This is a genomic window from Jeotgalibaca ciconiae, from assembly GCF_003955755.1.
Classification (GTDB): Bacteria; Bacillota; Bacilli; order Lactobacillales; family Aerococcaceae; genus Jeotgalibaca; species Jeotgalibaca ciconiae.
In genome coordinates this window covers 2,357,958-2,377,397 of record NZ_CP034465.1, presented here as the reverse complement: position 1 = coordinate 2,377,397, position 19,440 = coordinate 2,357,958, and the positions used below count along the sequence as shown (strand labels likewise).

The following is a 19,440-nucleotide window of genomic DNA, read 5'->3' as shown; positions in this document are numbered from 1 at the left end:
TTACATCTTTTCACTCCAGTTGTTAAAATCTTCTAGAAACTCTTTCATACTGCGTGCATTTTTCAAATCAGGAATGGTACCTAACAAAACTTTTTCAGCTTGCTTTGCTCCATTTCCAGATTTTTGGATCATCAAAATAGATTTTTGCATTTTATCTGATTGGAATAAAGACTCTGGCAAATGCAGCATTCCTTGCAAATAACCAGTTCCTTTTAGCCACTTCAAAAGAAGGCCTTGTTCATCACTTTCAAATAAATCTTTGGGAACAATGAAAAAGCCCCATCCAGCTTCTTTTAAATACTTCAAATGTTGTTCAATTAACAGATAGTGTGCAAAAGAATGACCCTCTTCAAAAGAAGTTTCGAATTTTTTTGCACGATCATCTAGAGGATAATACCCCACTGGAAGATCTGCAACTGCAATATCGGCAGGTTTAATTAACAGCTCCTGTAGACTGTCTGAATGGGTAAATTGAATGGCTTCTCCCCATTTTTGCAAATGTGCTCCATTTGCTGCCAACGAGATAAGCAAGTCATCATTATCTACAGCCTCTGCAGTTACATCCAGTCCTTTTTTCTCTAGGAAATCCATTACCACTGTCAAAAGATTAGCAGTTCCTACGGTTAAATCATGGATGTGAACAGGATAATTCGTATCGCTTTTAATTGCCCCAATGAAATAAGCAAGCAACGAGGCAATTGTATCAGGAGTGATTTGATGATTCACTTGGATTTTATCTTCACGGATTGCTTTTATATACGTTAATTGCAATAGCTTATGAATAACTTCTCTTGGTTCCTGCTCTATAGTTAACTTACGATAGATACGATTTAATCTCTCTACTGTTTCATCAGAAGGCAAACCATCCATTTGTTGTGTTTTTCCTTCGTATGCTAAATTTTGAATCGTTTCTGCTAGTGCCTCAATGTATGAGACATCCAGTTCTTTTTGCAGCACCATTATTGCTTCATCCAATTTCAAAAATAGTTCTTCAAGTTTTGAAGTATTCATAGACACACGCCCTTTCGATTTGTTTCACTCTAGTTGTGCCCATCAGAGCCCTAAAAGCAAGATAACACTTCGAGCTAGAAAAAAGCTAAGAATATTATTTTTCATTCCAAGAATTAAGGAGTTTTATCAAAGAAAGTACACAAATTATTGAATCTTTTTTTCTGATAAAAATCCAAACAAGAAAACCGGGATGGTCCTCTCTAGATTAAAAGAACATAAAAAGCAGGACTTATACTACACTAGTCTCTAAAAAAAAACTTGCGTCAGGTTACACCTTCGCAAGTTAATTTGTGTATGTAAATTGGGAAAAATATTATTTCTTATTGAGCAGCAGGGTAAACAGATACTTGTTTTTTGTTACGTCCTAGACGTTCAAAACGTACAATTCCGTCTGCTTTCGCATACAAAGTATCGTCTCCACCTCGACCAACGTTCACACCAGGATGAATTTTTGTTCCGCGTTGACGGTACAAAATAGATCCACCTGATACTAATTGTCCATCCGCACGTTTAGCACCTAAACGTTTTGATTGAGAATCACGTCCGTTAGAAGTAGAACCGCCACCTTTTTTAGTAGCGAACAATTGTAGATTCAGTTTCAACATGAGTTTGCACCTCCTTGGTGTTTATTTTATTTACGAGTTAATTTTTTTATTCTTACATAATCAGGATACGTTGTAGCGACATCCTCTAGTGACAAATATAAATGTTTCAGCAAAATTTGAGTGATACTCTTTTGTTCAGGAGTAAGCTCAGGTCGTACTTCGGCGTATAAATAACCGCCTTCCCTATCTGCTTCTTCTACAATCATCTGATGACCAGCCATCTTATCGAGACTATTAACCGTCTCAATTGCCAAGACCGATACAGCTGCACATACGATATCCTCGCCTATGTCAGCAAAACCAGCATGTCCTGTAATTTCAAAAGAAGTAAACATTCCAGCCAAATTTTGTTTAAACTTTGCAGTTATCATTTATCTTCACTTCGCTTATGCATTGATTGCGTCAATCATAACCTTTGTGTAAGGCTGACGATGACCTTGTTTACGGTGAGAGTCTTTTCTTCTCAAGTATTTGAAAGTAGTAACTTTCTTTTCACGGCCTTGTTTTTCAACAGTTCCGACTACAGTTGCGCCTTCAACTAGAGGAGAACCAATTTTAGTATCTTCTCCACCTACAAAAACAACTTCTTCAAAAGTAACTTGATCACCTTCGTTGTTGTTAAGTTTTTCAATGTAGATTGGTTGTCCAACTTCAACTTTTAATTGTTTACCACCTGTTTTAATAATTGCGTACATATTCCTGCACCTCCTTATATACTTAGACTCGCCGAACGAAGTGCCTTTCAAAGGACTTGTATAAACTTCTAATCGAGCGGTTGTAGCTGTGGTGCGCACATTTACAACATGAATAGTTTACCAGAACCCTGAACGGACGTCAACAAAAAGATAGATAAAGTGGAAATAAGCAAACAAGACTTTCAAAAAAATAAAAATCGACTCGATACTTTAGCTGTATCAAGCCGATTTTACTTATCTTTTTAAAGAGCTCCAATTTCTTGATCTTTTAAATGATAATTTACTTTTGAGAATTCTTTGATTGTCATCATTACTGCGAAACTTGATAGATACGCACATGCAAGGAAAAGCATAACTGTTTGAATCGTTCCGACATCCATTAAGAAACCAATAATCATAGAAGAAAAACCACCCACTGCACGGCCAACGTTAATAATTAGGTTGTTTGCCATGGAGTGAACATGTTTTGGATACAGTTTACTTACAATTGCTCCATATCCTGCGAACATGCCATTTACAAAGAACCCGACTACGGCTCCACCCAACAACATCGCAACTTCATTCGTAACAAGTGTGAATAAATATACTGCGGATGCAGATGCTAGTAAAAATACACCATATGAAATTCGTGGGCCAACAGCATCAAGAATCCGACCAAAGAATAACATTCCAATCGACATTCCAATAATAGTGGAAATCATCCATAAAGAGCTGCCGGAGATTGATAGTCCAAGACTTTCTTGCATAATTTGCGGCAACCAGTTCATTAGTCCGAAATAACCTCCAATTTGAACAATCGCCATGAACATTAAAGAGAGTGTTTGACGAGCTAGCCTCGGTGTTTTAAATAATTCTTTATAAGAAATTTTTTTATCTGCTTTTTTAGTGTTCTCTTCTTGATTAACAGACTGATTCAAAACTTCGTCTGTCACATTAAAATGTACCCAAGCAACGATTAAAAGTGGCAAGAGGCCTAGCAAGAACAATGTATTCCAGCCAAACATGGGTAGAATAATACTTGCACATAAAGCTGCAACTATATTCCCTACCATTCCCGCAACACCATTGTAAGCAGACATTTTACCCATCTTTCCTGCTGGCGTTACTTTCGCAAGAAGACTGATAGCGATCCCGTATTCTCCACCTGTCCCGATCCCTGCTAAGAATCTCAAAATATAGACAGTCGGTAGATTATTAGCAAAGAACATCGCAGCTGTCGCTAGCGAGAACAATAGCAGTGTCGTCTTGAAAAGTTTTAAACTACCATATTTATCTGCTAAATAACCAAACAAAATTCCACCAAGCAACATGCCGAGGTTGGTAATCGTTGAAATAGAGCCGGCCTGTGTATTACTGATTCCTAAATCCAAAATAATTGAAGACAAAGAAAGGGACAGAAACATATTTGTTAAATCATCTGTTCCTGACCCAATTATGGCAGCACGCTGCACAAGTATTTTATTTTTTTCCATATAAATCGCCCCTTAAAATGAATGCTCTCGTCATTCTTTATTTTATTTCTTAATCCATTATACACGGCGAGAAAAGTTTTGCAAGGAAGAGAATTAATTTTATTTAGAGAAAAATTCAGAAGATGAGATTAATCTTGTTCCGAATTTCTCTCCAAAAGAGATGTCATGCGTAACAATCAGGACTCCTGTCCCTCTTGCAGCAATTTCTTGGATTAGTTTTCCAATGCTGTCCGCAGACTCCCGGTCTAATGCTGAAGTTGGTTCATCGAAGCAAAGGATTTTAGGATTTAACATCATTGCTCTTGCAATGGCAACTCTTTGTTTTTGTCCCCCCGACAACATAGACGGCATCTTATCAAGTTGGTCCGCAATCCCCATCTCATTCATTAATTGCTCTACCTTTTGATTTAACTCTTCTTTAGTCCCCAGTTTCTGTGCTAAAGGAGCCTCCAGCAAATTTTCACGAACGGTTAGATTGGGAAATAAGGCATAATCTTGAAATACCATTCCAATTTGATTCTGATAAACTCGACGCTCTTTTCGAGAAACATAAGCGGCGCCACGTTCTGAATCTCTACATAGATAATCATTTTCAATAGCCACTGTACCATAATCAGCAGATTCAAGATTGTTCAAAATGCGCATTAAGGTTGTTTTCCCTGTTCCTGATTTTCCAGTTAGTACCACAATTTCACCAGCATCAATACTAAAAGAAAAGTTTTTGAGAACGGGTTGATTCTGAAATTTTTTTGTAATATTTTTTGCTTGTAATAACATGCTTCGTCCTCCTAATATTTTCGTCTAGTTTCCAGCCAGTTCAAACCAACTGTAATAAATCCTGTGATAATCAAATACAAGAATCCCACTCCAATAAACGGGATCAAAGAAGCATAGGTGTTTGCTGCAATTTGCCCGGCTCTCAGTAATTCTCCAATGCCTAAGATATACACTAGGGAAGTATCCTTCACGAGAGAAATTATCTCATTCCCAACCGAAGGAAGAACAATCCGAAAGACTTGGGGGATAATAATCCGAAAAAAACCTCTTACCTTTCCGATTCCCAATACTTCGATTGACTCAAATTGTCCTCGAGGAATAGCCATGATACCGCCTCTAAAAATCTCTGCATAATATGCTGCATAATTAATGATGAAGGCTAGTATGGCTGCAGTGAAACGATCCATCACTATTCCTACAAACGGAAGACCAAAGAAGAAAAACATTAATTGTAACAACAGTGGTGTCCCTCTCATAATAAATACATATACTTGAATAAGGGCACCCACCCATTTTGGAGCATAAACTCGAATGATAGCAATCAAGAATCCTAACGGAATACTGGTGATTCCTACTATACAAAATATCCTTAGTGTCATGCCAAGGCCATTCATAAGGGTTGGCCATATTGTTTGTATCAAATCCATGTTTCTCTTCTTCCTTCCATTGCAAGAATGATATTTATATCATCTTACCTATCCATACTTTTCTTATTGGTAGTTGGTCCAATTATTCCGCAAACCATGTTTCATAAATTTCTTCGTACTTCCCATTCTCACGTAATTCTGCCAAACCATTGTTAATTGCTTCTTGAAGTTGGACATCTTCTTTACGCATTCCAACACCGTATTCTTCTTCACCAAAGTTTTCTTCCAATACTTTGTAATTTTCAGCGCCTTTTTGTTTCATAATATAGCGTCCAAGTACTTCATCCACTACAATTGCACCGCTTCGGCCGCTATCCAAATCATTAAATACATCTGTAAATGTTGGATATAAAATTGGTTCTCCGCCATCAAATTTCTCTACAACACCTGTTTCATCTGCGTAAAGAGCATCTAATGTGGCAGAGGCTTGTTGAGTAGCTACCACTACCCCTTCCAGATCTGCTTTTGTTTCGATGTCGCTATCTGCCAACGTCACAATAATTTGTTTGTTATCAAGGTATGCATCACTGAAAGCGACTTTTTCCTTTCTTTCATCCGTAATACTATAACCATTCCAAATCAAATCGATATTGCCTGCGTTCAGCTCTGTTTCTTTCATTACCCAATCAATTGGCTGGAAAGTAAATTCTGCTCCGATCATTTCTCCAATTTCATTCGCTAAGTCAACATCAAAACCAACGATACTTCCATCTGTATCACGGAAGCTCATAGGTGCGAATGTATCATCAAGTCCAACAATATAAGAATCCTTTAGACCTTCAGCTGAACCCGGATTGACTGCTTCATCCGTTCCAACTTCATTTCCTGCCCCATTTCCACATGCTGCTAATAAACTCACTGTTGCGAATAATCCCAATAATTGTTTTTTCATCGTTATTCCTCCTAAGTTTTCTCCACATTTTTCCCTATCGAAATGGATAGATGATTTCGCCGACGTCTTATTGGCTGCAGCCCAATAAAAAAAGTCCTTTGATTTCCCTCACATCAGGAAATCAAAGGACGATAGCTTTTGCTTCGTGGTTCCACCTTTTTTTACACAATCTTCACAGATTATGCCTTGTCGTGTTCAAAACTACTAAACACTAGTGCTATAACGGGCACTCCCGAGAATACTTACTCGCGAATCTATCTCTTTTCAGTATTCTTGCTCTGAGATGTGTGTTCATTTCCTCCAAACACTTGCTTTCACCAACCGCAAGCTCTCTAAGGTTTAAAAAAAATTACTTTTTCTCTTCTTCGCATTTCTATTAGGTAAAAATATCATATCACAGCTTTCAAAATTTGCAAGAGATTTTTATGAGTTTTATCATTTATTTCTCATAAATAGTTGAAAGAAGCTTTTTACTGCTCATACATCCACTGACTTAACCTGTAAAATGGATAGTAACATACAATAAAAAACACAATATTTAATAACAATGTTGGGCCTAAACGTGTCGACAAGAATACCTGAAAGGACATCCCTGTATAGCCCAATAAACGATACATAGCAAAAATAAAAGTTTCTAGATACGCATCTGCGAAAATGAACAAAATCAAAGAAACCAGCACCGTAGGATTCAAGTACGTTTGTAATCTCTTGATCAGATAAATTACGGTAGCCAATCCTGCTGCATATAACCCTAAAATCCCCGCATAATAACTATCGTAGATAATCCCAAATAATAAAGCATATAAAAACAATGGTTGCTTTGGGAAAAAAATAGTAAAAACAACTAAAACAAATAAAAGCAAACGAGGTGTAAGAATATAACTGGGCGAAATAAAATGTTCAGCGAATAAATTCATCACAATTCCATCAAAAATTAAAGCTAGAAAAATAAAAACTGGAATAAGATAAGTGTGATTCAAAGAACGATTCTGACTCATTCGTTGGCCTCCTCACTCTTTCGTAAAATAACCGTTACAAAACGAACATCTTTTAAGTTTCCAGATGGCTCGATGGTTACTTCTTGGAAAAGACCATATTCATCCATTCGAACTTCTTTTACAGTCCCAATTAATAAAGAACTTGGAGAAACACCGCCTAAGCCCGAGGTAACCACTTTGCTCCCCGCTTCAATTTCTAGATCCGGATCTATTTCAGACATAATCATTAATCCGTTCTGGTTGTCATAACCATCTACAATTCCGTGTACAGGTTTATCAGCAGTCTGGATCTCTGCTGAAAAGCGGTTTACTGACTCATTTGCGGTGGACATCAACAATACTTTAGCAGTTGTAGGGCTCACTTCTGATACACGACCCACTAGACCATTTCCGGACATAACAGACATGTTTACTTCAATGCCATCTTCACTGCCTTTATCTATAATGATTTGTTCCAGCCAATTATCTGGATTACGAGCGATGACTGTAGCGCTTGTGCGTTCATAATCGCTCAGCACACTCTGTAATTCGATTTCTTCTTTCAACGTCATATTTTCTTGTTCAAGCGTATAAACACGAGCTTGCATCTCGTCCAACTCATCTATTTTTTGCTTTAATGTTTGATTTTCTTCGTATGTATTTAATAAATTATCTACGGAATCAACAAATTTAGTAACAGTTTCCGCTGGCTTTGAAAGTATGTTGGTTGTAAATCCAGCCATATCATTCACAAAAAGTTGCGGAATAGATGTATTTTCTCGATTACGAGAGATTGAAAAAGCGATTGTACTAATAAATAAAATCACAGAGATTAACAATACAATCATCCTCTTGTTATTGAAAAACTGTTTCACCTTAATTCCTCATTTCTTTCCGTGTTTACCGTGCTTCATTACGGTAACTTCTCTTTAAAACATCAATATTTTTTAATGACTCTCCTGTACCCAATACTACACATTCAAGTGGATCATTAGCAATAATAACCGGCACTAATACCTCTTTGGAGATGACACTTGCAAGGTCTCTCAATAAAGAGCCTCCTCCTGTTACAATGATACCATGATTAATCACATCTGCCGATATTTCAGGTGGTGTTTCTTCTAAAACTTGTTTAATTGAAGTGATAATATCCTCAATAACACTTTGGATTGCTCTGGCAATATCAATCGCCTGAATCGTAACTGTTTTAGGTAATCCACTTACCATATTTCTACCACGAACTTCCATGCTTCCATATCGAGAAGCTTCATCGATATCTGCAGAACCGATTGTCATTTTAATTATTTCTGCAGTGCGATCTCCAATTGTCAAAGAGTAATCTCTGCGAATCTGATGAATGATCGCTTCATCCATTCGATCGCCGCCTGCATAACTCACGCGGCTATCCACAATTCCACCTAAGGAAATAGTTGCCACGTCTGTTGTCCCGCCACCAATATCAACGACCATACTCCCTGTAGGAGCATGTACAGGCAAGCCTGCACCAATTGCAGCAGCAAAAGGCTCTTCTATTAAAAATGTCTCTTTTGCGCCTGCACTGCGAGCAGCATCGATAACAGCGCGTTTTTCAACTTCTGTTATTCCGCTTGGAACGCAAATCATAACATATGGTTTTTGTATTGCATACTTGCTTGCTTTTTTTATAAAATATTTAATCATTACAACGGTTGTCTCATAATCAGCGATTACGCCCTCTTTCATTGGTCGTGATGCTACAATACTTCCCGGAGTTCTTCCTAGCATTTCGAAAGCTTCTTTTCCAACGGCCAGCATTTCGCCTGTGTGGATGTTTTTTGCAACGACAGAAGGTTCTTTATACACAATGCCTTGTCCATCAATAAATACAATTGTATTTGCCGTCCCCAAATCAATTCCGATTCGTTGAGGCTTTAAAATAAATGTTGCCAAACGGTTCCCTTCCTTCCATCGTTTACTGCTTTTTCACAGCATTAAAGTCCATAATATTTTACCACAAAAGACACTAGGAAAAAGGAAAAACAGAAAAACTATAGAAAATTCTAATAACTTCTGTAAATACAGAAAAGGCCGGAACAAGTGAATGTTCCAGCCTTTTTTTATCTAAAAGTTAAATTAGATTTTTTCTACGTTAGCAGCTTGAGGGCCACGGTTTCCATCAACGATGTCGAAAGATACTGCTTGACCTTCTTCTAAAGTTTTGAATCCGTCAGTGTTGATAGCTGAGAAGTGTACGAATACGTCGTCTCCTGCTTCACGTTCGATAAATCCAAATCCTTTTTCTGAGTTAAACCATTTTACTGTTCCATTTTCCATGAAAAATTCCTCCTCGTGCATCTTGCACAATTTATTATTGTTATTGCAAATGGTACGATCGGAATGTTCACGACATAACTTTCTTTACCTTACAAAAACATAAACAAAGTATACCTTAGATTTTCACACAATGCAAGTGATTCAAACTTTTTTTAATTTTAACTGAGTAAGATACTTCTATTTTAGTTATTTTTTAGACTTTCACCATTTGTTTCAATGACTTCTTTATACCAATTAAATGATTTTTTCTTGTAACGATTTAACGTTCCTGTACCATCATCATGACGATCTACATAAATATATCCGTAACGTTTACTCATTTCAGCAGTTGACGCACTTACTAAGTCAATACATCCCCAAGATGTGTATCCCATTACTTCTACACCGTCTTCGATTGCTTCTCCCACTTGCAGCAAATGATCATTCAGATACTTGATACGGTAATCGTCTTCTACTGTCAATTCACCGTCTGGACCTTCAACTAGTTGATCTTTCGCTCCCAAGCCATTTTCTACAATAAATAGTGGTAATTGATAGCGGTCATAGAAGTCGTTTAATACGATTCTCAAACCAACTGGGTCTACTTGCCAACCCCATTTAGAAGCTTCTAAAGGCGGATTTTATAATGAACTTAGCCATTTGAAATACAAAAACGCCACGTGAATTCCATGTTATATTGAAGTTACCACAACTCTCAATAGACAAGGATGAATTCACATGACGCAAACCCATGATAACACAGTTTCACGCAAGGGAAAACATCTTTCCTACTCAGAACGTTGCCAAATCGCTATCCTGAAAAAGGAAGGCTATTCCAACCGTCAGGTTGCCAAAGTGCTGGGACGTGTTCCGCAAACCATAAACAATGAGATTGATCGCGGAACCATCACCCAGTTAAAACGCCAAACGCAAAATGGAAAAGTGTATGACACCTACTATTCTGTTTATGACGCTGATGCAGGACAGGCCTTCTATGAAAAGAAACGACTGAACTGTGGCAGACGCCCCAAATGGGCGAACACGGACGCCTTCATTGATTGGGCAGATGACAAAATGTTAAATTAGAAAAGCGGACAAGTCCGCCTTGGCCTATGAAAAAATAGGAAATTTGACCCTGAATGAGCAGCGAAGCGCACAATGGGGCAAATTTATCTTTTTTTCATTAGGCCAGGACTTGGGAGCTAGACATTGATGGCTGAACTTATAATCCCCTAGTCTATGAAAAATGGTCGCCCGACGTCGTGGTCGGCTTTGCCAGAAAACACGAGCTGTTCGATTTTGCCATCATTCCTGGCACAACCGCTCTCTATCAATGGATTGACCGCGGCGTCATGCGAACAAAGAACATGGACTTGCTCGAAAAACTGTCCCGTAAAATCAAAGCTGTCCGTCCAGGACACCGATCCAACAAGCGTGTTCTCGGGACGTCAATTGAAGAACGCCCTAAAGAAGTGGAAACCCGGGAAACGTTCGGACATTGGGAAATCGACACGGTCGTAGGAAACAAGACCAAGTCGGATGCCGTGCTTCTGACGCTCGCTGAACGGCAGACGCGCTTTGAAGTCATCCTGAAGTTGGACGGGATGGACACCCAATCGGTGGACCAAGCGATTCAACAGCTAAGAGAACGGGCTGGCGCTACCTTCGATCAACTATTTAAGACCGTCACCTCCGACAATGGATCAGAATTTTCAGGTCTACACGATGCCCTGAAAGATGTAGCTGACGTCTATTTCAGCCATCCTTATGCTTCTTGGGAGCGTGGGACGAGCGAAAACCAGCACAAATTAATTCGCCGTTTCATCCCCAAGGGCAGCCCGATTAGTGATGTGAGCGAGAATCAGATTTTACGGATCCAACGTTAGATGAACGATTACCCGCGGAAAATTTTAGGTTATGCGACACCACATGACACATTTGTCCGGGCATTCAAGCAAGCCCGATTGGTGGCTTGACCCATTATTCCTTGACAACGCGCCTCCCTCTGCATGGCTTCATGTCTAGAAAGATGGCCTGGGGCCAGATTGGTCGGAAAACTACCATCCCTCAGCTCATTATCAATGGGTCACTGAATTAGAATAACAAGGCAGTTACAGTATCAAACAAATGAGTTACCTGTAGTGGCTAACTTAAACTTGAAATTTACGTTTTTTATTTTTTTCAATTTGAGAAAATATTTTATGAGTAAATTTAAAAAGCTAATCCCTGTTCGAACTTACAGAGATTAGCAATAATTTTTTATATGATGCCGTATTCTTTTAAACTTAAATATTTTTTATTTCCAACAATAAAATGGTCGAGTACTTCAATTCCCATCATTTCTCCACATTCTACCATCCTTCGGGTAAATACTAAATCAGCTTCAGATGGCTCTGGATTCCCAGAAGATAGCGATAGGTAAGTCTTTGATATTCTCTCCAACCTTTCCCCCGCTCCACACCGTGCGTACGGCTTTCACCGTACACGGCGTTCCATCGTTCGTTATATATTCCACTTATCTCAGTCGTCTTAATAAATTCCGGTTGCTATTTCTTTATTCTCGACTAGCTTTCTGAGTGCGTTGAGTTTATTGATTTGTTCGCTATTCAAATCTGTCATTCTTAGATATTCTGCTATGGTTACCTCTTTTGTAGCATGAATTAATCTATGCACATTTTCGGTTACCAGAATGAGGTTTGAATAGCTGTCATCATTCGTTTCACTTCTTGGGATTTTGTGCTGGCAGTGAAATTCCGTTAGGAAAAGATTTTCCCCGCTTATTCCACATTTTCCGTTTTTCGCTACGAAAAGTGATATTCGATTGTCGTTAAACTCAACTGTTGCGCGTTTATTGATTACCGGGTGCTGGCGTAGCCACTGTATTTGGACTTCCGAGACTGTCATAAGGGCCTTGTGCATCAATTCCCGCCCTTCGGGGGTATATTTGCATAAGCCGTTTTTCGGAAGTAGCGCTGTTCTCGTTTTGATAAAACCAATTGGGATAATTGGATAACCATTAATATATCTGGTCATTTTGGACTTGAGATAGGGCTTAATCCCATTGTCTTTGATTTTATAGCTAGTCGTTTTCCTTAATGCGAGATGTTTGAGCCGATGTCTCTCAACTTGAGTCAGTTGATATTGAATTGGCATAAGGTCAGCATTTACTTGTGTTGCGATTTGGTAATAGTTATGAATTCCTATTACCATACTGTTGTAAATGACCAAATTCTTCGTCAACTCCGATCCATCGGATCTTTTCTGCATTAATTTGATTTGGTCTTTCAGTTGTTTTTTGATTCGTTTCTTTGCCTTCTCACAGATGTGTGATTGGCATACGAATTTTTTCCTTCCCATTCGGTCATAGCCTTTTCTTTCCATTTTTAGTTCGAATCCTAAAAATTCACTGCTTTTCTTTTTGAGGTTCGTGATTTTGGATTTCTCTATTGAAATAGGGAGAGAAAGGCGTTCCTCTAACCACACTTTGATTGCTATGAAGATTTTCTCTGCATTAGCTCTCGTTGTGGTGAATATCTTGAAATCATCTGCATACCTTACGATATACATTTCTTTCAAACCAGAGGTTTTTCGTAGTTGACGGTAACGATATTGGTGGGACCAGTGTCCCGTCTTCTCGTTGTAATAATCCTTGATGTTTTGGCACGCAAAGCTTTCCCATTGATTTGCTATCCACCAATCAAATTCATTCAGATTAATGTTAGCCAATAGAGGCGATAGGATGCCTCATTGGGGAGTGCCTTTTGTAGGATGCATTACCTTACCGTCCAGAAGGAGAATCGGAGCCTTCAACATCTTGCGTATGACCACAAGCAGTTGTTTATCATGAATGCCCAGAGTCCAGATTTGTTTCATAAGCTTCGTATGATTGACTTCATCAAAGAAGCCCTTGATGTCCATTTCGACTACATACTGCATTTTATCTCTGTTTATTCTTCCCGCACACATCGAGATGGCATTTTCAGCTGATTTGTTTGGGCGGAATCCGAAGCTGTTCTTGTTGAACTTGGCTTCACAGATTGGTTCCAGTACTTGTAAGATACTCTGTTGGGCGATTCTGTCCCACATGGATGGGATTCCTAGCGGTCTCGTTTCTCCATTTGGTTTAGGAATCTCTTTTCTTCGTACCTTACGAGGGCAATAATGGCTGAATCTCCTCTTTACAACTTCAAGAAAATCATTTTGACTCATCTTCTCAATGTCTTTGATTGTCACTTTATCGACACCCGGCGTGGCACTCCCGTTATTTCGCTTGATGTTTCTATATGCTAGGAGAATGTTGTCATCCGAAGTGACAACTGACATGAGATTGCTGAAATTTTCATTCTTTTTGCTTCTCGCAAAGAGTGAGTCGAAGGTTTCGGTCATTCCATAGTATTCGGCATGACGTAGCCTCGTGTTTTTCATGAGTGGAATTTTCTTAAAACTTTCTTTCAAGGTCTATCACGCTCCTTTTCAGGCTCGTGACCTTTTGAGTCATACGAGAATCCTTGGTATGACTGAGTTGAAATATTGACTAACGAACGACTTGAGGCTATTGCTCCATTTCCATTACAGAAATTTCTTCGCTCCTGCCTCTACTCTCACTGTCATGAATGAAAGTTATACATACGTTTTCCTTTCAAACGTTTCATCGAGTGTATTCTCTCCGCGCTGACAGCTTTCCACGTTCCCCAAACCCTATCAATGTCTTAACTTAGGTGCTAGCTCTTACCTAGTGTCCTCTCTGCAGCCTGTAACTGCACATGGAGCTTTCGAAACCACCATAGGTACTCGCCCACGGAACACAACTGACATACTGTCAGCCCCAAATCCATTTATGGATGTTCACCACTCATAGATATTTCATTCGCTAGTTTGTCAGTGTTTTTACCACATTCTCACCATATTAAGTTTTTTACGACTCCCGGCCTATCGATTACACCCCTCACCGCTGAGGAGATTTCATTGACGTTCACCATGAATGAGAATCATCAGACGGTAATTTTCAGCCGACTTCACCGAGATTCACACCGCAACCTTGCATACCTAGATTGGAGCATGTCGGAGTATCAGAGCGGGCGCTTCTAGACGTTACTCTATCATTTCACCCGTTGGGTTTAGAGTTCACAACTATCTAAATTGTTCTAACGCAATTTAGATAGAGTGCGTAATCTTTTCAATTACGAACATGTCTCACGATGATTATGGGCTAGAATAATTCTCGCAGCTGAAAAGCGCACTGCTTCTCGAAATATTTCTCTTGGATGAGCGACACTGCTGTTAAGCGATCCGATAAAGATGGTTTTCTTTTTGATGATTTCATTTTTAGTATTCAGATATAGAGCTACAACATGCTCTTGCTGCAAGTCTCGCATCTCAGCCTTCAATAAAGTACCAGCCTCTTGTGTGGAGGTAATGGTTCCACTTTTCAACTGTGATGCGTGCGCCAAACGAATTCCTAATTCAATGCATGCCTTTAATTCGATTGCTTTTATTCTGCCAATGCCATTTATGGCATGTAACTCTTCAATCGTTGCCATTTTTAACGAATAAAGATCTTCAAAATGATTCATGACTTGTAACGCTAACTGAACCACATTGCTGTCTCTTGGACCAGTTCGCAGTAAAATTGCAAGCAATTCATGAGTCGCCAAAGCTTTTTCACCATAATTTTCCAATCGTTCTCGCGGACGAGAGGCAATCGGCATTTCTTTTACCAAAGTTGTTTTTTGCATTTTCCCACTCCTTCTTTTCCGTACCTAACAATAGAATACGTAAGAAGTGAAATTTACATTATTTCTTTAACAAAAGATGTCTGACTTTCGAAAGAAAATATAAAGAGCCGGTAATTAATAATAACTCGTCGTCCTTTGTTTTTTCCAATAAATCCTTCACTGCTGCTTGCCAATCAGGATGATAGATGGCAGTCGGGATTTCCATTCGTTCTTCTAATTCAATCAAGCTGGCTACTTGCGGAAAATCAAAGGTCGTCAAGTGAATAGTTGAATTCGGAATTCTCTTTAGCCATTCCCCAATCTTTTCTAATTCTTTTGTCGTCAAAGATGCGTAAAGAACATGGATTTTTTTGCCGGAAAAATGATTTTCAAGAGCCTTTAATAAAGCTTTCATTGCCGGCTCGTTATGAGCACCGTCCAGGACGACTAGTGGCTTTTGTGATACTACTTCCATCCTCACAGGCCAAAAAGCATGCAACAGTCCTGTCTTTATTTTTTCTTTCGTATAGGAAAGTTGATTCTCATCGCAGAATATTCGGAAAACATGTAAAGCAGTTGCAGCATTTTCCACTTGATGTTTGCCCATTAAAGAAATTTCTAGATTCTCTAAATCGCAAGTATCGCTCTGGTAATCAAAAGTTTCATGAAAACCAGAGCTAGTTGGATGATGTTCTGCTTTAAAAGTTTCTCCAAACATGCTGACCTTCGCGCCTCTTTCTTTTGCAACTTCAAGCAGTACTTTTTTAGCTGGATACGAAATATTTCCCACCACTACTGATACGCTGTCTTTGATAATTCCTGCTTTTTGAAAGGCAATTTCTTCTATGGTACTGCCCAAGATCTTAATATGGTCAATCCCAATAGTTGTAATGACAGATAAATTGGGCACCACGACATTCGTACTATCGAATAGGCCGCCCAGCCCTACTTCAAGTAAAACAACATTCGGTTTTACTTGAGAGAAATAAAGAAACATCATTGATGTAACTACTTCAAATTCCGTTAATCCCCCTAATTCAGTAAGTGAAATTTCCTCGTAAAGAGGTCGAATCCTATTAGCTAACCCAACCACTTCTTCATCAGAAATTGGTTTTCCATTTAAACTGATTCGTTCATTGAATTTCATGATATGGGGAGAAGTAAAGCTTCCCACAGTATGGCCATTCTCTTTAAATAAACTCGTCAAATAAGCTACTGTCGACCCTTTTCCATTGGTTCCAGCGATGTGGATGGATTTAAATTTCTGCTCTGGATGATCCAATCTCTCCATCATCCATTCCATTCGACGAATACCCGGTTTCGGTCCCATTCCTCGTCTTGTGTGAATCCATTCTAAAGCTTCTTCATATGTCTCAAACATTTTATCATCACCTTAATGAAAAGCGGCCAAATCTCTTTAGCCGCTTTTAAAAATATGAATAAAAATTATCCTAATTGTTTTTTCAATGTCGCAATGCGTTCTTCTACAATCTCAAGCTTTCCGCGATAATCTTTTTCTTTTGCTCGCTCACCTTCAACCACTGTTTCAGGTGCTTTACTTACGAATTTTTCATTGCCCAGTTTCTTAACGACACGATCTACTTCTTTTTGAAGTTTCTCAGCTTCACCTTCCAGACGTTTGATTTCATCTTCCAGTTTCACTAAGCCAGCTAACGGCATCCGCACTTCGCCACCAGAAATAACAGCCGTTACGCTTTCTCCAGCTACCTCTAGATTTTGACCAATTTCTAATTCAGATGGATTACAAAAACGAATAATGTACGCTTTATTATTTTTGAAAACCGCTTCTGTTTCTGCATCCATTACATTTATTTGCATCGGTACTTGTTTTGAAATAGGCGTGTTCATTTCATTGCGTATGTTACGCACCCCACGAATTAAACCAATGAGTTTTTCCATCGCATTTTCAGCATCAGGGTCAACCATTTCAGCGTCTTCAGTCGGATAAGCAGCTGTTACAATCGAATTTCCTTCATGAGGAGCATTTTGCCAAATTTCTTCTGTAACAAAAGGCATGATTGGGTGCAGCAAACGTAAAATATTATCTAGTACGTGAGCTAAGATACTTCGAGCAGTGTGTTTTGCTGCTTCGTCTTCTCCCTGCAACACTTCTTTCGTCATTTCGATATACCAATCACAATATTCATCCCAAATGAAATGATACAAAATACGTCCTGCTTCGCCAAATTCAAATTTTTCAAATAAGTCGGTTACTTTTCTAATTGTTCGGTTCAAGCTGGATAGAATCCACTTGTCTGCCAGAGTTTTTTCTCCGCTCAAGTCAATGTCTTCATAACTTAAACCATCCAAGTTCATTAAAACATAGCGACTTGCATTCCATATTTTATTGATAAAGTTCCAAGCGGCATCCATTCGATCATAACTAAAGCGAACGTCTTGCCCCGGGGAAGAACCATTTGCCAAGAACCATCTTAGTGCATCTGCACCGTATTGTTCAATGACTTCCATTGGATCAATTCCGTTACCAAGAGATTTACTCATTTTGCGGCCTTGTTCATCACGAATCAAACCGTGAATCAATACATTCTCAAAAGGACGTTCTCCTGTAAACTCTAATGATTGGAAGATCATTCTGCTTACCCAGAAAGAAATAATATCGTAACCTGTTACTAATGTACTAGTTGGGAAATAGCGTTTGTAGTCAGCTGCGTCTTCATCTGGCCATCCCATCGTTGAAAAGGGCCAGAGAGCGGAGCTGAACCATGTATCTAATACATCTGGATCCTGTTCCCAGTTTTCAATATCTTCTGGAGCGTCCATTCCTACATACATTTCACCTGTTTCTTTGTGATACCATGCTGGAATTTGATGTCCCCACCACAACTGACGAGAAATTACCCAATCATGAATATTATCCATCCAACGTATAAAGGTATTTTCAAATCGATCTGGGAAGAAACTTACTTTATTATCTGTTTCTTGATTTTGTATTGCTTTTTCAGCTAGTGGTTTCATTTTAACGAACCATTGTGTTGAAATTAATGGTTCAACAACTACATCTGTTCTTTCAGAGTGGCCTACACTATGAACCATTTCTTCTACTTTCACTAAGAACCCTTGTTCATCCATATCTTTTACGACTGCTTTTCTTGCTTCGAAGCGATCCATACCTGCATATTTACCAGCTTCTTCGTTCATCGTAGCATCTTTATTCATGACATTTATTTGTGGTAAATGGTGACGCAAACCTACTTCAAAGTCATTAGGATCATGGGCGGGTGTTATCTTCACTACACCTGTTCCAAAATCCTTATCTACATAATCATCTGTAATAATCGGAATTTCCCGATTCATCAATGGCAGAAGGATGGTTTTCCCAACAAGGTCCTCATAACGTTCATCTTCTGGATGAACTGCTACTGCGGTATCACCTAGCATGGTTTCTGGGCGAGTCGTTGCCAACTCAACAAAGCCGCTCCCATCCGCTAATGGATAACGGAAATGATAAAAAGCACCATTTACATCTTTATGGATTACTTCAATATCTGATAAAGCCGTTTGTGCTTGCGGATCCCAGTTGATTAAATAAGCCCCACGATAAATTAAGCCTTTTTCGTATAGAGTAACAAATACTTTACGCACTGCATCGGATAGACCATCATCTAATGTGAATCTTTCTCGTTCATAATCTACAGAAATCCCCATTTTTTCCCATTGATCACGGATGACAGAAGCGTAATCTTCTTTCCACTCCCAGACTTTATCAATGAAAGGCTCACGACCTAAATCATGACGAGAAACTCCTTGTTCAGCCAATTTTGCTTCTACTTTTGCTTGTGTTGCAATTCCTGCATGATCCATGCCTGGAAGCCATAGAGTATCATATCCTTGCATTCTCTTCATCCGAATCAGCATATCTTGCAAGCTAACGTCCCAAGCATGCCCTAAATGCAACCGTCCTGTAACATTTGGAGGGGGAATTACAATTGAATATGGTTTTGCATCTGGATTTCCATTTGGACGGAATAGTCTCTCTTCCACCCATTTTTTATATTTTCCTTTTTCAACTTCATTTGGTTGGTATTTCGTTGACATTGTATGATCAATCGACATATTTTTCTTCCTTTCTTTCTGCTGGTTTCTTATCAATTAAGAAAAGCGGACAAGTCCGCCTTGACCTATGAAAAAATAGGAAATTTGACCCTGAATGAGCAGCGAAGCGCGCAATGGGGCAAATTTATCTTTTTTTCATTAGGTCAGGACTTGGGAGCCAGACATTGTTGGCTGAACTTATAATCCCCTAGTCTATAAAAAAATCGCCCTACATAAAATGCAGGACGAATCAATCGCGGTACCACCTAAGCTTACAGGGTTTC

General features: G+C 39.0%; 15 protein-coding genes, 5 pseudogenes and 3 other annotated features (1 of these 23 cut by a window edge). Of the genes and pseudogenes, 2 read left to right on the top strand and 18 right to left on the bottom strand.

Translation table 11 applies throughout. The annotated features are described in order from the left end of the window. From EJN90_RS11060 to EJN90_RS11000, 13 genes and pseudogenes are all read right to left on the bottom strand, one after another. Complete coding sequence (locus EJN90_RS11060) at window positions 1-1,011, bottom strand: class I SAM-dependent methyltransferase (protein ID WP_126111215.1); 1,011 nt, start codon at window positions 1,009-1,011, stop codon at window positions 1-3. Window positions 1,012-1,331: 320 nt separating this feature from the next. Continuing rightward, window positions 1,332-1,616, bottom strand: coding sequence for a 50S ribosomal protein L27 (rpmA, locus tag EJN90_RS11055; RefSeq protein ID WP_126111213.1), 285 nt, complete (start codon window positions 1,614-1,616; stop codon window positions 1,332-1,334). 26 nt (window positions 1,617-1,642) lie between these two features. Next, window positions 1,643-1,987 (bottom strand): ribosomal-processing cysteine protease Prp, encoded by a 345-nt coding sequence (locus tag EJN90_RS11050; protein ID WP_126111211.1) that lies wholly within the window; start codon window positions 1,985-1,987, stop codon window positions 1,643-1,645. A gap of 15 nt (window positions 1,988-2,002) precedes the next feature. Beyond that, on the bottom strand, window positions 2,003-2,311 hold the full coding sequence (gene rplU, locus EJN90_RS11045) for a 50S ribosomal protein L21 (protein ID WP_126111209.1): 309 nt from the start codon (window positions 2,309-2,311) through the stop codon (window positions 2,003-2,005). Window positions 2,312-2,325: 14 nt separating this feature from the next. Next, window positions 2,326-2,403: a sequence feature (ribosomal protein L21 leader region), on the bottom strand. Window positions 2,404-2,553: 150 nt separating this feature from the next. Then, window positions 2,554-3,783 carry an MFS transporter gene (locus tag EJN90_RS11040; protein ID WP_126111207.1) on the bottom strand — a complete coding sequence of 410 codons (1,230 nt, stop codon included), beginning with the start codon at window positions 3,781-3,783 and terminating at the stop codon, window positions 2,554-2,556. 99 nt (window positions 3,784-3,882) lie between these two features. Then, window positions 3,883-4,560 (bottom strand): amino acid ABC transporter ATP-binding protein, encoded by a 678-nt coding sequence (locus EJN90_RS11035; RefSeq protein ID WP_126111205.1) that lies wholly within the window; start codon window positions 4,558-4,560, stop codon window positions 3,883-3,885. Between the two features lie 11 nt (window positions 4,561-4,571). Next, window positions 4,572-5,207, bottom strand: coding sequence for an amino acid ABC transporter permease (locus tag EJN90_RS11030; protein ID WP_164544071.1), 636 nt, complete (start codon window positions 5,205-5,207; stop codon window positions 4,572-4,574). 82 nt (window positions 5,208-5,289) lie between these two features. Then, complete coding sequence (locus EJN90_RS11025) at window positions 5,290-6,099, bottom strand: amino acid ABC transporter substrate-binding protein (protein ID WP_126111203.1); 810 nt, start codon at window positions 6,097-6,099, stop codon at window positions 5,290-5,292. Window positions 6,100-6,220: 121 nt separating this feature from the next. Beyond that, window positions 6,221-6,474 (bottom strand) — a binding site (T-box leader). Between the two features lie 95 nt (window positions 6,475-6,569). Next, complete coding sequence (gene mreD / locus EJN90_RS11020) at window positions 6,570-7,097, bottom strand: rod shape-determining protein MreD (protein ID WP_126111201.1); 528 nt, start codon at window positions 7,095-7,097, stop codon at window positions 6,570-6,572. Beyond that, window positions 7,094-7,951, bottom strand: a complete 858-nt coding sequence (gene mreC, locus EJN90_RS11015; protein ID WP_126111199.1) for a rod shape-determining protein MreC — start codon at window positions 7,949-7,951, stop codon at window positions 7,094-7,096. The genes mreD and mreC overlap by 4 nt, the downstream gene beginning before the upstream one ends. A 25-nt stretch (window positions 7,952-7,976) precedes the next feature. Then, entirely contained in the window at window positions 7,977-9,005 is a 1,029-nt protein-coding gene (locus tag EJN90_RS11010) for a rod shape-determining protein (protein WP_174919283.1), read from the bottom strand. 183 nt (window positions 9,006-9,188) lie between these two features. Beyond that, entirely contained in the window at window positions 9,189-9,389 is a 201-nt protein-coding gene (locus EJN90_RS11005) for a cold-shock protein (protein WP_076766616.1), read from the bottom strand. A gap of 182 nt (window positions 9,390-9,571) precedes the next feature. Next, window positions 9,572-10,009: pseudogene (locus tag EJN90_RS11000) on the bottom strand (family 1 glycosylhydrolase); the annotation flags it as partial. A 97-nt stretch (window positions 10,010-10,106) separates the two neighbouring features. Between EJN90_RS11000 and EJN90_RS10995 the strand changes: the two are divergent. Both EJN90_RS10995 and EJN90_RS10990 read left to right on the top strand, forming a co-directional pair. Next, window positions 10,107-10,448: pseudogene (locus EJN90_RS10995) on the top strand (helix-turn-helix domain-containing protein); the annotation flags it as partial. Between the two features lie 161 nt (window positions 10,449-10,609). Continuing rightward, window positions 10,610-11,344, top strand: a pseudogene (locus EJN90_RS10990) (IS30 family transposase); the annotation flags it as partial. Between the two features lie 283 nt (window positions 11,345-11,627). Here EJN90_RS10990 and EJN90_RS10985 read toward each other — a convergent pair. From EJN90_RS10985 to EJN90_RS10960, 5 genes and pseudogenes are all read right to left on the bottom strand, one after another. Next, window positions 11,628-11,774: pseudogene (locus tag EJN90_RS10985) on the bottom strand (JAB domain-containing protein); the annotation flags it as partial. A gap of 123 nt (window positions 11,775-11,897) precedes the next feature. Then, a pseudogene (ltrA, locus tag EJN90_RS10980) lies at window positions 11,898-13,793 on the bottom strand (group II intron reverse transcriptase/maturase). 755 nt (window positions 13,794-14,548) lie between these two features. Beyond that, the gene (radC, locus tag EJN90_RS10970) at window positions 14,549-15,103 is read right to left on the bottom strand and encodes a RadC family protein (protein WP_126111195.1); all 555 of its coding nucleotides are present in this window, start codon (window positions 15,101-15,103) and stop codon (window positions 14,549-14,551) included. 58 nt (window positions 15,104-15,161) lie between these two features. Continuing rightward, a complete protein-coding gene (locus EJN90_RS10965; protein WP_126111193.1) occupies window positions 15,162-16,463 on the bottom strand; it encodes a bifunctional folylpolyglutamate synthase/dihydrofolate synthase in 1,302 nt (433 codons plus the stop codon). Between the two features lie 65 nt (window positions 16,464-16,528). Then, entirely contained in the window at window positions 16,529-19,177 is a 2,649-nt protein-coding gene (locus tag EJN90_RS10960) for a valine--tRNA ligase (RefSeq protein ID WP_126111191.1), read from the bottom strand. Between the two features lie 217 nt (window positions 19,178-19,394). Continuing rightward, window positions 19,395-19,440 (bottom strand) — a binding site (T-box leader); it runs 180 nt beyond the window's last position.

Bases quoted from the DNA above. Each gene is read 5' to 3' on its own strand.
- EJN90_RS11060 (WP_126111215.1), bottom strand. From the start codon at position 1,011: ATGAATACTTCAAAACTTGAAGAACTATTTTTGAAATTGGATGAAGCA.
- rpmA (WP_126111213.1), bottom strand. From the start codon at position 1,616: ATGTTGAAACTGAATCTACAATTGTTCGCTACTAAAAAAGGTGGCGGT.
- EJN90_RS11050 (WP_126111211.1), bottom strand. From the start codon at position 1,987: ATGATAACTGCAAAGTTTAAACAAAATTTGGCTGGAATGTTTACTTCT.
- rplU (WP_126111209.1), bottom strand. From the start codon at position 2,311: ATGTACGCAATTATTAAAACAGGTGGTAAACAATTAAAAGTTGAAGTT.
- EJN90_RS11040 (WP_126111207.1), bottom strand. From the start codon at position 3,783: ATGGAAAAAAATAAAATACTTGTGCAGCGTGCTGCCATAATTGGGTCA.
- EJN90_RS11035 (WP_126111205.1), bottom strand. From the start codon at position 4,560: ATGTTATTACAAGCAAAAAATATTACAAAAAAATTTCAGAATCAACCC.
- EJN90_RS11030 (WP_164544071.1), bottom strand. From the start codon at position 5,207: ATGGATTTGATACAAACAATATGGCCAACCCTTATGAATGGCCTTGGC.
- EJN90_RS11025 (WP_126111203.1), bottom strand. From the start codon at position 6,099: ATGAAAAAACAATTATTGGGATTATTCGCAACAGTGAGTTTATTAGCA.
- mreD (WP_126111201.1), bottom strand. From the start codon at position 7,097: ATGAGTCAGAATCGTTCTTTGAATCACACTTATCTTATTCCAGTTTTT.
- EJN90_RS11005 (WP_076766616.1), bottom strand. From the start codon at position 9,389: ATGGAAAATGGAACAGTAAAATGGTTTAACTCAGAAAAAGGATTTGGA.
- radC (WP_126111195.1), bottom strand. From the start codon at position 15,103: ATGCAAAAAACAACTTTGGTAAAAGAAATGCCGATTGCCTCTCGTCCG.
- EJN90_RS10965 (WP_126111193.1), bottom strand. From the start codon at position 16,463: ATGTTTGAGACATATGAAGAAGCTTTAGAATGGATTCACACAAGACGA.
- EJN90_RS10960 (WP_126111191.1), bottom strand. From the start codon at position 19,177: ATGTCGATTGATCATACAATGTCAACGAAATACCAACCAAATGAAGTT.